Origin of the sequence: Burkholderia sp. BE12, assembly GCF_002959955.1 — a bacterium.
Classification (GTDB): Bacteria; Pseudomonadota; Gammaproteobacteria; order Burkholderiales; family Burkholderiaceae; genus Burkholderia.
Genome location: NZ_PREY01000049.1, coordinates 20,010 through 34,386, shown reverse-complemented (window position 1 = coordinate 34,386; position 14,377 = coordinate 20,010). Strand labels below are relative to the sequence as shown.

Below are 14,377 nucleotides of genomic sequence, written 5' to 3'. Positions count from 1 at the left end.
CATCATTCCTGCTCCACCCACCCCCCAGCGACCGATACAACGCAACCGCCGCCAGTGCGTGTTCGCGCTTGACCTGATTGAGCGAATCCGAATCGCGCAAATAAACCTCCTGCGCCGACAGCACGTCCAGAAAATCCGTCGCGCCGCCCTTATAGAGCTGATTCGCCAACCCAAGCGCCTTATCGGAAGCCGCCAATGCACTACCCAGCCTCCGCGCCGCCTCATCGGAACTGACGAGATTCGCCCGCGCATCCTCGACTTCCCTCAACGCTTGCAGCATCGTCTGCCGTAGCCCGAGTTCCGACTCGCGCATCCGGCTCTCGCTCTGCGAGATATCAGCGGTAATCCGACCCGCGTTGAAGATAGGGCTCGTCGCACTCAACGCCGCGCTGAACAGGTTATCGGTCAACGTCGGCAACCCCAGATACGAAGCCGCCAGAATCCCATCCGTCAGGTTCAACGAAAACTTCGGATAGCGCTCGGCCTTCGCCACGCCGACTTGCGCTGCACGCCGCTCGACCTGAGCGTAGGCCGTCAGCACATCCGGCCGCCGCAACAACGCCTGCGACGGCAACGTCCCCGGCGCCCCAACCGGCGGCGCAGGAATCTCCCCGGCCTGCGCCAACACGAGCCGATCGACCGATTCCGGCGTCCGCCCCGAATACACGGCGATCAGATTGAGCTGATGCGATATCTGCGCCTGCGTCGGCGGAATCCGCGCGTCGAGCGCATCGAGCTGGTTCTGCGCGCGGGTCACGTCGAGTTCGGTCGACAGCCCGAATGCTTGCCGCTTGCGCGTGAGTTCGAGCGCATGCTGCCGGATCCTCGCGTTGTCCTGCAGGATCTTCAATTCCTGCTGCGCCCAGCGCAGATCGACATACGCGGATGCCGCATCGGCAGCAAGCGCGAGCCGCATCGCATCTTCCGCATGCTTCTGGCCAACCAGTTCGGCTTTTGCGGCGAGCAGATCGAGTCGCTCGCCGCCGAACACGTCGGGCGACCAGCTCAGCGCGAGCCCCGCACCCGCCTGCCGCACATAGCCGAGCGGCGGCGGCGTGTTCTGCCGCGCGTCGGCCGCATGGGCGGTCGCGTCGAGTTCCGGCAGCAGCACCGCGCGCTTCTGCACGGTCAGCGCCTGCGCCTGCTTCACGCGCTCGGCGGCGGCTTGCAGATCGAGGTTGCCGTCGAGCACGGTCGCGATCAGCCGGTCGAGCACGGGGTCGTGGAATTGCGCCCACCATGCGGCGGCGTCGATGTCCGCACGCGGCACGTCCGCATCCCATGCGGTGGGCGCAAGCGTCCGAACGGATTCGTTCAATGCCGGATGCTGGGCAGGCTGCACCGCACACCCGGCGGCGAACACGCTGACGGCCAGCGCGACGAGTAGCTTCTTCATGATGATCCCTTGGCCTCAGTGCGCGTCCGGCGGCGGCGCGTTCAATGTAATGGGTTTGGAAAACACAACGGCAAGCAGCGCGACGACGAAGCACAGCGACAGCGCGTAGTACGCATCCGCATAGGTGAGCGTCAGCGCTTCGCGATAGATCAGCCGATGCAGGTTCGCGAGGCCGGCCTGGGCGGTATTCAACGTATTGCCGGCCACCGATCCCCAGTACGCAGCCTGGCGATCGAGCAGCGATGCGATCTGCGGCTCGCCGGCGCTCACGTGCTCGTTCAGGCGCAGGTAATGGAAGTTCAGTCGGTCGTTGAGCATCGTCGCGCTCACGGCGATACCGATCGCGCCGCCGAGGTTACGCATCAGGTTGAACAACCCGCTCGCCGATTTCAGCCGCGACTGCGGCAGCGAGCCGAGCGCCATCGTCACGATCGGCGGCACGCTGAACTGCTGGCCGATGCCGCGCAGCGCCTGCGGCAGCAGCAGTTCCCGCCAGCCCCAGTCGTGCGTGATCGGCGTGTACAGGTAGCAGCCGAGGCCGAAGCAGATCAACCCGAACACGAGCAGCGCACGCATGCTGACGTAGCGCGCGGCGAACGCATACGCGCACAGCGCGACCAACTGGAACGCGCCGACCGACAGCAGCGCGATGCCGATCTGCAGCGAGCTGAACGCGCGCACCTGCGCGAGGAACAGCGGCGTCAGGAACACGGTCACGAAGATCCCGATGCCGGTCACGAACGACAGCAGGCTGCCGATCCCGAAGTTGCGCACGGCGAGCGCGCGCAGGTCGACGATCGGATCGTCGGCGGTCAGCGCGTGCACGATGAACAGGAAGCCGCAGATGCCGGAAATCCATGCGCAGATGATGATCGCGTCGTCGCCGAACCAGTTCTTGCGCGGGCCTTCCTCGAGCACGTATTCGAGGCAGCCGAGGAAGCCCGACATCAGCGCGATGCCGAGATAGTCGCCGCGCTTGATGAGGCTGAGATCGGGCGCGTCGATATGCACGTAGCGCGGCACGAGCGCGGCCACCGCGATGCCCGGCACGAGGTTCAGGTAGAACAGCCAGTGCCACGACCATTGGTCGGTGATCCAGCCGCCGATCACGGGGCCGATCGCCGGCGCGAGCGACGCGAGCGCGCCGATGGTCGTCGATGCGATCAGCCGCTGCTTGCCGGGGAACAGCACGAACGCGGTGGTGAACACGGTCGGGATCATCGCGGCGCCGAGCGCGCCCTGCATCCCGCGGAACAGGATCATCGAGTTGATGTCCCACGCGAGCCCGCACAGCATGCTGGTGATCGTGAAACCGATGGCCGATGCGACGAACAGCCAGCGCGTCGACATCACCTTCGACAGCCAGCCCGACATCGGGATCACGATGATCTCGGCGATCAGGTAGGCGGTCTGCACCCACGACAATTCGTCCTGGCTCGCGGAGAGCCCGCCGCCGATGTCGCGCAGCGACGACGCGACGATCTGGATGTCGAGCGTCGCCATGAAGAAGCCGACGCACATCAGCGCGAACGCGAACACGCGCTGCCTGGTCGGTTGCGACGCGGGGTCGCCGGAAAACGCGGTGGTCATCGTCGGCTCCCGCTCAGTGCTTGTGGTCGGTATGCACGGTCACGACCGCGGACAGGCCGGGGCGCAGCACCTGCTCGATGCCGGGCTGCGGATCGAGATGCACGCGTACGGGCACGCGCTGGACGATCTTCGTGAAGTTGCCGGTCGCGTTCTCGGGCGGCAGGACGCTGAAGGTCGCGCCGGTCGCGGGTGCAAGGCTGTCGACGCGGCCATGCAGGCGCGTGCTCGACGCATCGAGCGCGACGTCGACGCGATCGCCCGCGCGCATCTTGCGCAGCTGGTCTTCCTTGAAGTTCGCGTCGACCCACAGGCCGGCGGCCGGCACGACCGTCAGCAACGGCACGCCGACGTTCGCGAGCATCCCGACGCGGCCCGTGCGGTTGCCGACGTAACCGTCGACCGGCGAGCGGATCGTCGTGTATTCGACGTTGAGCGCCGCGACGCGCTGCGCGGCGAGCGCGGTGTTCACGCGGGCCCGCGCATCGACGAGCTGGGCGCCGAGCACGTCGAGCTGCCGCTTCGAGGCGAGCAGCGCGGCATCGCTGCGTTCGACGGCCGCGCCGGCCTTCGAGTAATCGGCGTCCGCGCGCTCGACGATCTGGTTCGATACGGCGTCCGACTTCACGAGCTCGCGGTAGCGCACGCGGTCCGATGCCGCGCGCGTCAGCTCGGCCGACGACGCGTTCTTCTCCGCCGCGTGCTGGCCGATCACCGCGAATTGCAGTTGCTGCTTCGCCTCGAGTTCGGTCACGGCGGCGCGTGCGCTGTCGACTTCGGCGCCGGCCTGCGCGAGCTTCGCGTCGTAGTCGCGCGCATCGAGCTGCACGAGCACGTCGCCGGCCTTCACGCGCTGGTTGTCGGTCACGAGAATCTTGTCGACGAAGCCGTTGACCTTCGGCGCGAGCACCGTCACGTCGCCACCGACATACGCATCGTCGGTGCTTTCCTGGAAGCGCAAGACGAACAACCAGTCGATCGCGGCGGCCGCGACCACGACGACGACGGCGCCCACCGCGATGCGCATCCACGGCACACGGCGTTGCTGCTTCGCGGGCCGCTCGGTCGTGGCTGCTTCGCGTGACGAGGCAGCGGCTTGAGTCGTATCCATCGATTCACCTATGTATATGCACTATTCAAACCGATCGACGGCACGGCGTCGATCGGGGAAGGGGCTAGCGTTCCGGCAGGTTGTGCGTGATCCGGAACAATTCGTCTCTCAGTCGGGCCGCCTGCGTCGACCCGAAGCACCGCTCGAACGCCTCCTGCGCGGCGAGCCAGTGCACATGCGCGTCGGCGATCTTCGTTTCGCCGTGCGCGGTCAGCGCGAACGTCTGGCCGCGGCAGGGCGGCTCGATGCGCCCCGTCACCAGTGCCGCGCCGACGAGCGGCTTGAGCGCGCGCAGCAGCGCGGTGCGTTCGAGCACCAGCACGTTCGACAGTGTCGCCATCGTCAGGCCGGGCCGGTCGTGCAGCAGCGCGAGGATGCTGTACTGCGACGGCGTGACGCCCGCCCGCGACAGGTAACGCTCGTAGAACTGCGAGATCCGCCGGGCGGCTTGCCGGACCGCGAAGCAATCGTCGTCGTTGAGCGTGGTCTTGTGCATGTGCACATGTTAGGTGGCGAGACGGCGCGAAGCGAGCGGCGCGGTGGGATCAGATTGGTGTCGTGGCTGTACCAATCGGTGTCGGAACGGCGCGTTCGCGCGCGGGATCAAGCCGCCGCCGGAACGCTCCAGCCTTCGCGGTCGCAATACGCGGCCGTGTAGTCGATGAACGCCTTCACCTTCGCGGGCAGCAGCGCGCGGTTCGCGTATGCGAGCTTGATTTCGACGAACGCATCGACGAGATCGGCGCCTTCCAGCAACTGCACGAGCGCGCCTGACGCGAGTTCGGCCTCGACGAGCGTTTTCGGGACGATGCCGATGCCGAAGTCGTGCATCACCATTTCGCGGTTGAACACGGGGCTGTTCGACGAGATGTCGAAGCGGTACGGCACGGTGAGCGTGTCGCCGTCGACCCGGAACGACAGCGCCGGGCGGCGCAGCGATGGCGAGATCGGCACGAACGGATGATCGGCGAGGTCGGCCGGCGTCTCGGGGCGCGCATGCGCTTCCAGATACGCGGGCGTCGCGACGATCACGACCGGAATGCGCTCGACCAGCCGCACGACGGTCGATTCGCTCGTCAGCATGTACGGCACGACGATGCCGATGTCGTAGCCTTCGCCGACCAGGTCGACCGGGCGCTCGGTCAGCGTGACGTCGAGGCGCACGTTCGGATGCGCGCGCTTGAAGCCGGCGATCAGCGGCACGAGCCGGTTCAGCGCGGCCGTCGTGTGCGCGACGAGGCGCAACAGGCCCTCGGGCTCGCGCGTGTGCGTCTGCGCTTGCACTTCGAGTGCGTCGAGCTCGTCGAGTACGGCCGCGCAACGCTCGTAGATGCGCTCGGCCGTTTCGGTCAGCGACACCTGGCGCGTGGTCCGGTGCAGCAGCCGGCTGCCGAAGCGCGCCTCCAGATCCGCGACCGCGCGCGATACGACCGGCCTCGCGAGGCCGTGCATGTCGGCGGCGCGCGTGAAGCTGCGCATCTCCACCACCGACCGGAAGATGCGCAGCTTGTCGATGTAGTCCATGTCCGTCTCCTTGACGCGATGGCCGGCCGCCGGCCCCGTTACGGCGGAGTGTACATTGACTTTATGCATATGCACATATAGATTGCCGAACATGAACGACACCTCGATTGTCCACGCGTGCAACTGTCTCGCGCTGCGTCAGGCGGCGCGCTTCGTCACGCAACTGTACGAACGCCATCTGGCCCCGGTCGGCATCACGCCCGCCCAGTTCTCGATCATGGCGAACCTCACGCGCCAACCCGGCCTCCTGATGAGCGAACTGGCCGATATGCTCGTGATGGATCGCACGACGTTGCTGCGTGCGCTTAAACCGATGCAGCGCGACGGGTTTGTCTCGACGGCCGTGTCCGAGCACGATGCGCGCGCGCATGCGCTGCACCTCACGAAGCTCGGCGAGCGCACGTTCGCGCAGGCGAAAGTCGCGTGGCAGGCCGCACAGGACGAATTCGACACGCAGTTCGGCCGCGATCGCGCGAAGGCGTTGCGCGACGAGCTGTTCAGTTTGACGGCGGAGCGCTAGGCGAGGCTGGCGGTTCGGCGCGGCGATCAACTGGTGCGAAATTCAAGCCAACGGGTGTCGTAGAAGCATTTGGTCACCGGAATTGGTTTTATTAATACCCGGTTTGCTCGTAATCTGGACAGTTTTTATTTCCAGTTGTAGAGTCCTTTGACGGATTTCACGGGCCGGCGCCGTCGGCACGCGTCAGAGGAGCAACCGATGCTGCAGTTGAGTGACCGCGACGACGCGATGTTGCGCGGGGATTTCGGCGACGGCGTCGCCCGCGCGATGCGGATCGTCGCGCGCACGGCGCACGTGATGTCCGCGCCGCACCTGATCGACATCACGTCGGCCCATATCGACGGCTGTCTTTACCACGGCCAGACCAGTCTGGATTTCGTCGACTATTTCGTCGAGACGGGCGCGAAGGTCGCGGTGCCGACCACGCTGAACGTCGGGTCGCTCGACCTGATCCATCCCGAGCTGTACCACGGCGACCGCACGATCCAGCGCGATGCGCAGCGCCTGATGGACGCGCATTTGCTGCTCGGCTGCGAATCGAGCTTCACGTGCGCGCCGTATCAGCTGAAGAATCGTCCCGCGATGGGCGAGCAGATCGCGTGGGCCGAATCGAACGCGATCGTGTTCGCGAACTCGGTGCTCGGCGCGCGCACGAGCCGCTACGGCGATTTTCTCGATCTGGCCGCCGCGATCACCGGGCGTGCGCCGTATGCGGGGCTGCATGTCGACGCGAACCGCGCCGCGCGGATCGTGTTCAATGCGCCGGATTTTACCGGCCTGCCGTCGCGCGACATCTATTTCGCCGCGCTCGGTTTGGCGGTCGGCAAGATCGCGGGCGCGGTCGTGCCGGCGATCGTCGGGCTGCCGGCGGATACCACCGAGGACGAACTCAAGGCGCTCGGCGCGGCCGCCGCGTCGAGCGGCGCCGTCGCGCTGTTCCATGCGGTCGGCGTGACGCCCGAGGCGCCGACGCTCGACGCCGCATTGCACGGGCACGCGGCGCAACGCACGGTCGATATCACGATGGCCGATCTCGGCGAGATTCGCCGCACGCTGAATCACGGCGCGGCCGGCGACGCGCTCGTCGCGGTCGCGCTCGGCACGCCGCATTTTTCGCTGGCCGAATTCCGCACGCTCGACACGTTGCTCGACGCATTCGACGGCAAGCCGGCCTGCGATTTCTACGTGAACACGAGCCGCTTCATTCTGTGGGAGCTGGAGCAAGCCGGCCTCGCGGAGAAATTCGCCGCGCGCGGCATTCAGATCGTCGTCGATACCTGTACGTACATCACGCCGGTGATGAAGCAGTTGTCGGGGCTGGTGATGACCAACTCGGGGAAATGGGCGTCGTATGCGCCCGCGAACATCGGCGTGACGGTCGCCTACGGCAGCATGCGCGAATGCGTGCGGTCCGCGTACGAAGGCAAGGTGCGATTCGATGACTGAAGCGACGGGCAACTTCTTGACGGGCGACACGCTCGTGCCGGGCAGCGCGTGCGCGCGCCCGTTCATCCTCGACAAGCCGCTCAGCTTCTGGGGCGGCTACGACTCGGGCGCGGGCCGGATCGTCGATCGCGGGCATCCGCAGGCCGGCGCGAGCCTCGCCGGCACGGTGATGGTGATGCCGCACGCGAAGGGCTCGAGTTCGAGCAGCAGCGTGCTCGCGGAAGCGGTGCGCAACGGCACGGGGCCGGTCGGGATCGTGCTGAAGGAGCGCGACCTGATCATCTCGATCGGCGCGATCGTCGCCGCCGAGCTGTATGCGATCGCGGTGCCGGTGGTGTGCGTGAGCGATGACGTGTACGACGCGATCGTCGCGGCAACCGGTGAGGTGCGGATCCAAGCGGGCGAGGGCGACGGCGGCGCGCGGATTTATCTGGACGACGATGCGCGTTCCGGCGGTGCCGGTTTGACCTGATCGAGCGGCGCGCGTCGACGGCGAGTCGGGCGGTGGCCGCGGCGATGCGATTCCGGGCGTGCAGCGTCGTTCGCGCGCGCAGTGGCCGCGCGCGGCCCGATCAGATGAAGCGCACGTGCCGGGTTTCGTCCTGCGTGAACGAGAGTGCCTGCGTTGCCGCGTTCATTTCGCGTTTGCCGCCCGGCTGCGCCAGTCTTCTGATTTCGGGCCACAGGATGACGCCGAACAGGATGCGCAGGATCGCACTGAGCACGCACAAACCGATTGCACTCGCGCTGATCAGCGCGAACACGTCGAACGTCGACTCCGTGCTGAGCGTCACCGCGGATACGATCCCGCTCATCACGGCGGCGGCGACCACGCAACCGAACATGACGACGAGATCGGTCCGGGCGCCGGCGACCTTGGCGGGGCGCAGCAGATAAGTCGAACCGTCGGTCATGTTGCGGATGCCGTAGACGATCGGGTGATCCTGGCCGTCGGCATAGGCGACGTTCAATCGATCGCCGGCGGCGATGAACAGGCGCGTCGTCCGGTTGGTCCTGAACACGAGCGGGGACGCGAGCGAATCGAGCTGAAGCGTGATTTCCTCGATACTTTGGGTGGTCGCGCCCAGGTTGTTGCTCCAGACCTTCGTCTCGATCGATTGCTGGCCGACTGCCGTCACGCGGCCGGATGCGGTCTGCATCGCGTGGTTCGTCATGGGCGGCTCCGCGCCCCGTCGAAGCCGGACGGTTCGCATGACCAGCTATCCTGGGCTTCGCGTCGCTGCGGCTGGAAGATCAGGTCGGACAAGCCGCCGACGGCGAGCAGGCTGCCCGTCAGACTGACGATGGCCGCGACGGTGGACAGTGCCGAGACGAACGCCCAACCGGAATGAAGTGCCGCGGCAGCGATACCCAGGCTCAGCACGAGCAGGCACGACGCCCAGGCAAGAAGCGTCAGGTTCCGCCGTTTTTGCGCGACCACGTCGTACGGCGCGATGGCAAGGTTGCCGCTCCTGATCCAGGCGATCCGGCGACGGCCGCGATGCTCGAACGTGCAGGCGCGCACCGACATGCCGGGCCTCAGTTGCCCGATCTGCTTGAATGCTTCCGCGTCGAGGTCGTTGGCCGTGACGAAGTAGCAGACGTTCTGCATCGTCAGACGGTATGACGGGGTTTTCCTGACATCGGCCTTGACTCGGACGAGGTTGGTATCGACGCGGTCGATCGTGGCCTCGAGCAGGTTGGTGCGATTGGGCATGGGTCGGGGAGGGCGCCGGTTCGTGCGGTGTCGTTTTGATGTGGCGCCCATCATACGCCAACGGCTTCGCCGCCCCTCCGGTATTGCGGGCGACGGGTTGCGCGGCGTCCGACGCTGAAGTCCGCGCGTAGCCGCAGCCGCCCCCTTCCGTCGACGGCTCGGCGTTATTCGCGCACCCATGCTCCGGTTGCCGCCGACACGATTACGCCGGCCGCCGCTTCCCGATACGCGCTCGGCGTCTGCCCGGCCCAGCGCCGGAACGCGCGCGTGAAATTCGCCGGGTCGGTGAATTGCAGCCGTTCGGCGATCGTCTTCAGATCGAGATCCGACGCGGCGAGCAACTGCTTTGCATCCCGAAACCGCGCTTCGTCGAGCAATTGCCGATAGCTCGACCCGGCTTCCTCCAGCCGGCGCCGCAGCGTACGCGTCGACACGAGCAGCGCGTCGGCGAGCGTGTCCGGCCCCGGATAATCGCCGGCCGCGCGTGCCAGTTCCGCCCGCACGCGCTCGACCAGATCGCCTTCCTCCTGACGCACCTGCGCATATTCGTGCTCGACCTGCACGAGCGCCTGCCGGTGCGCGACTTCGTCGGCGAGCGGCAGCGGCCAGTCGAGCGCGTCGCGTGCGATCCACAGCGCATTCGCCGCGCAGCCGAATGCCACGGGCGGCAACTGGTTGCGATACCGCTCGAAATAAGCCGGCTCCGGCCACGCGAACCGCAGCTTGATCGGTGGCGCATTGCGCCCCGACCACTGCGAGATGTTCTGCGCGAGCCCCGTCAGCACGAATTCGAACATCACGTGGTGCTGCAGCACGGGGTTCGCCTGCACGCCGTGCAGTTCGAGCGTCGCGCCGCGTTCGTCTTCCGCATAGGTCAGCCGGTATTGGCGATTGCGCATCCGGAAGTAGCGCTGCGTGACCGACAGCGCTGCGCGGATGTCCCGCGCGGTCAGCGTCGCGTAGCCGAGAAAGCCGTGCACGGTCGGCTTCAGCAGCAGCCCGAACGCGAGCCCGATGCCCGGATCGCCGCCGATTTCGATCGCGTTGAGCACGAGCCGCCCCCATTGCGACGGCGCGACGCGCGCGTCCGGCTCGGCCAGCACCGCGTCGCGCAGCCCCGTGCCGGCACGCACGGCGGCCAGATCGACGCCGCGTGCGGCCAGCGCCTGCAGCAGCAGGCGCGTATAGGCGACCGGAATCGTCGGCCGGCGCAGCCCGAGGTGGTCCTTGCGAGAGGGGGAAGTCATGTCGATTTGGCCGGAAATGACAAGCATTATGGCTGTTTGCCCCCTCACGTTCAAGGCGGCGCGCGCCTACGATGGCAGGCATCGCTTATTGGCCGACATCATGACGACTCCCTTTCCCCACCTGCTCGCACCGCTCGACCTCGGCTTCACGACGCTGAAGAATCGCGTGCTGATGGGCTCGATGCATACGGGCCTCGAGGACAGCCGCAAGACGCTGCCGCGCCTCGCCGAATATTTCGCCGAGCGTGCGCGCGGCGGCGTCGGCCTGATCGTGACGGGCGGCTTCGCGCCGAACGTGGCCGGCTGGACCAAGCCGTTCGGCGGTACGCTGATGACGTCGGCCGCCGCGCGCCGGCATCGCGAGATCACCGGCGCCGTGCATGCGGAGGACGGCAAGATCGCGCTGCAGATCCTGCATACGGGCCGCTACGGTTATCACCCGTTCGCGGTCGCGCCGTCGAAGATCAAATCGCCGATCTCGCCGTTCGCGCCGCACGAACTGAGCGCGCGCGGCGTCGAGCGGCAGATCCGCGCGTTCGTGCGCTGCGCGACGCTGGCACGCGAAGCCGGTTACGACGGCGTCGAGATCATGGGCTCCGAGGGCTACCTGATCAACCAGTTCATCTCGATGCACACGAACAAGCGTACCGACCAGTGGGGCGGTTCGTACGAGAACCGCATTCGCTTGCCGATCGAGATCGTCGAGCGCACGCGCGAAGCGGTCGGACGCGATTTCATCCTGATCTACCGGCTGTCGATGCTCGACCTGATTCCGGACGGCAGCGACTGGCGCGAAACCGTGCAGCTCGCGAAGGCGGTCGAGCGTGCGGGCGCGACCCTCATCAACACGGGGATCGGCTGGCACGAGGCGCGCGTGCCGACGATCGCGACGTCGGTGCCGCGCGGCGCGTTCGCGTGGGTGACGAAGAAGATGAAGGGCGAGGTCGGCATCCCGCTCGTGACGACCAACCGGATCAACCGGCCCGAAGTGGCCGAGCAGATTCTCGCGGACGGCTGCGCGGACATGGTGTCGATGGCGCGCCCGCTGCTCGCGGATGCCGAGTTCGTCGTCAAGGCCGCACAGGGCCGTGCCGACGAGATCAACACCTGCATCGGCTGCAATCAGGCGTGCCTCGATCATGCGTTCAAGAACCGAATCGCGTCGTGCCTGCTGAATCCGCGTGCATGCCACGAGACGGAGCTGAAATACACGCCCGCGCCGCAGCCGAAGCGCATCGCGGTGGTCGGCGCGGGGCCGGCCGGGCTTGCATGCTCGACGGTACTCGCGCAGCGCGGCCATCAGGTCGACCTGTTCGACGGCGCCGCCGAGATCGGCGGCCAGTTCAACATGGCGAAGCGGATTCCGGGCAAGGAGGAGTTTCGCGAAGCACTGAGCTACTTCGGCCGGCAGGTCGAGCTGACCGGCGTGAAGCTGCACCTGAACCGCCGCGTCGACGCGAGCGACCTGATCGCGGGCGGCTACGACGAGATCGTGCTTGCGACCGGCGTCGCGCCGCGCGACCCGAAGATTCCGGGGCAGGACGGGCCGAACGTGCTCAGCTACATCGACGTGCTCGCGGGCAGGCAGCCGGTGGGCCGGCGCGTCGCGGTGGTAGGTGCGGGCGGGGTCGGCTTCGACGTCGCCGAATATCTGGTGCAGGACGGCGAGTCGCCGACGCTCGATCTCGAGGAATGGAAAGCGGAGTGGGGCGTGACCGACCCGGCCGCGACGCGCGGCGGCGTGACGCGTGCACAGGTGTCGGCGCCGGCGCGTGAAGTGACGCTGCTGCAGCGCAAGGCCGCCCCGCTCGGCAAGGGGCTCGGCAAGACGACCGGCTGGATTCACCGTGCGACGCTGAAAATGAAGCAGGTGAAGATGATCGGCGGCGTGAACTACGAGCTGATCGATGCGCGCGGGCTGCATGTGTCGTACGGCGAGCAGCGCACCGATCACGAACTGATCGAAGCCGACACGATCGTGCTCTGCACGGGGCAGGAGCCGCAACGTGCGTTGCTCGCGCCGTTGCAGGCCGCCGGGCGCTCGGTGCACCTGATCGGCGGTGCGGAACTGGCCGCCGAACTCGATGCGAAGCGCGCGATCGATCAGGGCTCACGGCTCGCGGCGCGGCTCTGACGGGGCGGATGCCCGATGATGCGATGATGCGGCGGCGCGTGGCCGCGATGGCGTGTGCTGCCCCGGGAATCCGCGTTTGCACCGGCGTGGCCCTGACCGGAAGGGAAGGCCGCGCCGGCCGTCGTTACTCCATCTCGACGCGTTGCGTCTCGGTCTCTTCCGCTTCGAGCATTGCCTTGACGATCAGATAGACGGCCGGCAGATCGTCGTCGTCGCGTTTCCAGTCGACGGCTTCCTCGATGTCCGCCGCGACCATCCGGCTGTCGCGCAGCCGGATGAACGCGTCGACGACGGTCGGATCGTTGCGGTTCAGGAAACCGGCGTTCGAGAACGCCAGCTCCTCGACATTCAACAGCGCCTGCCAGCTCATCGTGCGGACCGCCGCCGGATGGCTGCGCCGCCGCAGGCCGAGCGCCCGCTGTGCGGGCGTGCCGACGACGCGCTGAAGATCGACGACCGCCTGCCGCGCGGCGCGCTCGAAGTGGCTCGGGTTGAAGCCGGGTTGCTCGGGATCGAATGCGGATGACTGGAACATGGTCGCCTCACAAAAGTCCGTCCGTCGGTGGGTGACGGAATTCGGGTCAAATGGTTCAAAAGCACTGTAAATATATACAGTATTCGAGGCGGTTTCAAGTCCCCGATGAAGAATCGCATCGAAGGGCGACGCGGTCGTGACGAAGCCGATCGACGCCGGCAGTCGGGCGCCGTCCGGCATGCCCGTTCCTTGCCGCGCCGGATCCGGCCGCCGGATTCGATCTACACCGCCGCCGCGATGGTTTCGCGCAGCCATCGATGTGCCGGATCGCGATGCACGCGCTCGTGCCACAGCATCGACATTTCATAGCCGGGCACCTCGACCGGTGCGTCCACCACGCGCAGCGCGGGCACGTCGCGCACCAGCCGCTCGGGCAGCATCGCGACGAGGTCGGTGCTCGCGACGGCCGACATCACGAACAGGAAGTGCGGCACCGACAGCACGACGCGCCGCGCGGCACCGACCTTCGCGAGCGCTTCGTCCGTCACGCCGAGGAAGCCGCCGCCGTCCGGCGACACGATCACGTGCTCGAGCGCGCCGAACTGCGCGAGCGTGGGGCGCCGCTTCAGCTTCGGGTGACCGGCGCGGCCGATCAGCACGTAACGCTCGACGAACAGCGGCAGGCGCCGCATGCCGGGCGGCGACGCTTCGGTCATATGGAACGCGAGGTCGATGCCATTTCGTTCGGTATCCTGCTCGATGCGCGGCGGCACGAGCTCGATGACGGCCAGCCGCGTGCCGGGCGCGGTCGAACGCAGCGTGTGCAGCGCGGGCAGCACGATCGTCGATTCGCCGTAGTCGGTCGCGGCCACGCGCCACGTGTTCGTCGCGGTCGCGGGATCGAACGGTGCGGCCGGGAGCACCGTGCGCTCGACCGCTTCGAGCACGTCGCGCAACGGCTCGCGCAGCGCTTCCGCACGTGCGGTCGGCCGCATCCCGCGCGGCCCCGGCAGCAGCAGCGGATCGCCGAACACGTCGCGCAGTTTCTGCAACTGCACGCTGACCGATGGCTGCGACATGTTCAGCTTCTCGGCCGCGCGCGTGACGTTGTGCTCGGCGAGCAGCACGTCCAGCGTGACGAGCAGGTTCAGATCGAGCCTTCTGGGATTATTCATGGCTATACCTGGAATATCGGAAATTCATTTCCAATATACCTGCGG

Annotated in this window: 14 protein-coding genes; 4 read left to right on the top strand and 10 right to left on the bottom strand. The window is 67.1% G+C overall.

Annotated elements, in window-relative coordinates:
• The 5 genes from C4B30_RS33080 to C4B30_RS33060 all read right to left on the bottom strand — a co-directional run.
• A partial coding sequence (locus C4B30_RS33080) for an efflux transporter outer membrane subunit (protein ID WP_105133569.1) occupies window positions 1–1,396 on the bottom strand: 1,396 nt, incomplete at its 3' end.
• Window positions 1,397–1,411: 15 nt separating this feature from the next.
• A complete protein-coding gene (locus C4B30_RS33075) occupies window positions 1,412–2,986 on the bottom strand; it encodes a DHA2 family efflux MFS transporter permease subunit (RefSeq protein ID WP_105133568.1) in 1,575 nt (524 codons plus the stop codon).
• 13 nt (window positions 2,987–2,999) lie between these two features.
• On the bottom strand, window positions 3,000–4,094 hold the full coding sequence (locus tag C4B30_RS33070; RefSeq protein WP_105133567.1) for an HlyD family secretion protein: 1,095 nt from the start codon (window positions 4,092–4,094) through the stop codon (window positions 3,000–3,002).
• A 64-nt stretch (window positions 4,095–4,158) separates the two neighbouring features.
• A complete protein-coding gene (locus C4B30_RS33065) occupies window positions 4,159–4,590 on the bottom strand; it encodes a MarR family winged helix-turn-helix transcriptional regulator (protein ID WP_105133566.1) in 432 nt (143 codons plus the stop codon).
• A 107-nt stretch (window positions 4,591–4,697) separates the two neighbouring features.
• Window positions 4,698–5,618 (bottom strand): LysR family transcriptional regulator, encoded by a 921-nt coding sequence (locus tag C4B30_RS33060; protein ID WP_027782446.1) that lies wholly within the window; start codon window positions 5,616–5,618, stop codon window positions 4,698–4,700.
• Window positions 5,619–5,709: 91 nt separating this feature from the next.
• Here C4B30_RS33060 and C4B30_RS33055 point away from each other — a divergent pair, with 91 nt between their 5' ends.
• The 3 genes from C4B30_RS33055 (at window position 5,710) to C4B30_RS33045 (ending at window position 8,056) form a co-directional block, all read left to right on the top strand.
• The gene (locus C4B30_RS33055) at window positions 5,710–6,138 is read left to right on the top strand and encodes a MarR family winged helix-turn-helix transcriptional regulator (RefSeq protein WP_027782447.1); all 429 of its coding nucleotides are present in this window, start codon (window positions 5,710–5,712) and stop codon (window positions 6,136–6,138) included.
• 198 nt (window positions 6,139–6,336) lie between these two features.
• Window positions 6,337–7,584 (top strand): aconitase X, encoded by a 1,248-nt coding sequence (locus C4B30_RS33050; protein WP_105133572.1) that lies wholly within the window; start codon window positions 6,337–6,339, stop codon window positions 7,582–7,584.
• The gene (locus C4B30_RS33045; protein WP_105133565.1) at window positions 7,577–8,056 is read left to right on the top strand and encodes an aconitase X swivel domain-containing protein; all 480 of its coding nucleotides are present in this window, start codon (window positions 7,577–7,579) and stop codon (window positions 8,054–8,056) included. The genes C4B30_RS33050 and C4B30_RS33045 overlap by 8 nt, the downstream gene beginning before the upstream one ends.
• 100 nt (window positions 8,057–8,156) lie before the next feature.
• Here C4B30_RS33045 and C4B30_RS33040 read toward each other — a convergent pair whose 3' ends face one another.
• From C4B30_RS33040 to C4B30_RS33030, 3 genes are all read right to left on the bottom strand, one after another.
• Window positions 8,157–8,759, bottom strand: a complete 603-nt coding sequence (locus C4B30_RS33040) for a hypothetical protein (RefSeq protein ID WP_105133564.1) — start codon at window positions 8,757–8,759, stop codon at window positions 8,157–8,159.
• On the bottom strand, window positions 8,756–9,301 hold the full coding sequence (locus tag C4B30_RS33035) for a hypothetical protein (protein ID WP_234015484.1): 546 nt from the start codon (window positions 9,299–9,301) through the stop codon (window positions 8,756–8,758). Before C4B30_RS33035 ends, C4B30_RS33040 begins: the two co-directional genes overlap by 4 nt.
• 164 nt (window positions 9,302–9,465) lie before the next feature.
• Entirely contained in the window at window positions 9,466–10,575 is a 1,110-nt protein-coding gene (locus tag C4B30_RS33030; protein ID WP_105133562.1) for an AraC family transcriptional regulator, read from the bottom strand.
• 73 nt (window positions 10,576–10,648) lie between these two features.
• Here C4B30_RS33030 and C4B30_RS33025 point away from each other — a divergent pair, with 73 nt between their 5' ends.
• Entirely contained in the window at window positions 10,649–12,682 is a 2,034-nt protein-coding gene (locus C4B30_RS33025; RefSeq protein ID WP_105133571.1) for an NADPH-dependent 2,4-dienoyl-CoA reductase, read from the top strand.
• Window positions 12,683–12,806: 124 nt separating this feature from the next.
• Here the strand turns inward: C4B30_RS33025 and C4B30_RS33020 are convergent, their stop codons facing one another.
• A complete protein-coding gene (locus C4B30_RS33020; protein ID WP_105133561.1) occupies window positions 12,807–13,217 on the bottom strand; it encodes a DUF2471 family protein in 411 nt (136 codons plus the stop codon).
• A 221-nt stretch (window positions 13,218–13,438) separates the two neighbouring features.
• Window positions 13,439–14,332, bottom strand: coding sequence for a LysR family transcriptional regulator (locus C4B30_RS33015; RefSeq protein ID WP_105133560.1), 894 nt, complete (start codon window positions 14,330–14,332; stop codon window positions 13,439–13,441).
• Between the last annotated feature and the right edge of the window lie 45 nt (window positions 14,333–14,377).

What these genes read in the sequence shown, in the direction of transcription:
- C4B30_RS33015 (WP_105133560.1), bottom strand. Translation starts at nt 14,332, where the DNA reads ATGAATAATCCCAGAAGGCTCGATCTGAACCTGCTCGTCACGCTGGAC.
- C4B30_RS33025 (WP_105133571.1), top strand. Translation starts at nt 10,649, where the DNA reads ATGACGACTCCCTTTCCCCACCTGCTCGCACCGCTCGACCTCGGCTTC.
- C4B30_RS33035 (WP_234015484.1), bottom strand. Translation starts at nt 9,301, where the DNA reads ATGCCCAATCGCACCAACCTGCTCGAGGCCACGATCGACCGCGTCGAT.
- C4B30_RS33055 (WP_027782447.1), top strand. Translation starts at nt 5,710, where the DNA reads ATGAACGACACCTCGATTGTCCACGCGTGCAACTGTCTCGCGCTGCGT.
- C4B30_RS33050 (WP_105133572.1), top strand. Translation starts at nt 6,337, where the DNA reads ATGCTGCAGTTGAGTGACCGCGACGACGCGATGTTGCGCGGGGATTTC.
- C4B30_RS33070 (WP_105133567.1), bottom strand. Translation starts at nt 4,094, where the DNA reads ATGGATACGACTCAAGCCGCTGCCTCGTCACGCGAAGCAGCCACGACC.
- C4B30_RS33045 (WP_105133565.1), top strand. Translation starts at nt 7,577, where the DNA reads ATGACTGAAGCGACGGGCAACTTCTTGACGGGCGACACGCTCGTGCCG.
- C4B30_RS33065 (WP_105133566.1), bottom strand. Translation starts at nt 4,590, where the DNA reads ATGCACAAGACCACGCTCAACGACGACGATTGCTTCGCGGTCCGGCAA.
- C4B30_RS33030 (WP_105133562.1), bottom strand. Translation starts at nt 10,575, where the DNA reads ATGCTTGTCATTTCCGGCCAAATCGACATGACTTCCCCCTCTCGCAAG.
- C4B30_RS33040 (WP_105133564.1), bottom strand. Translation starts at nt 8,759, where the DNA reads ATGACGAACCACGCGATGCAGACCGCATCCGGCCGCGTGACGGCAGTC.
- C4B30_RS33020 (WP_105133561.1), bottom strand. Translation starts at nt 13,217, where the DNA reads ATGTTCCAGTCATCCGCATTCGATCCCGAGCAACCCGGCTTCAACCCG.
- C4B30_RS33060 (WP_027782446.1), bottom strand. Translation starts at nt 5,618, where the DNA reads ATGGACTACATCGACAAGCTGCGCATCTTCCGGTCGGTGGTGGAGATG.
- C4B30_RS33075 (WP_105133568.1), bottom strand. Translation starts at nt 2,986, where the DNA reads ATGACCACCGCGTTTTCCGGCGACCCCGCGTCGCAACCGACCAGGCAG.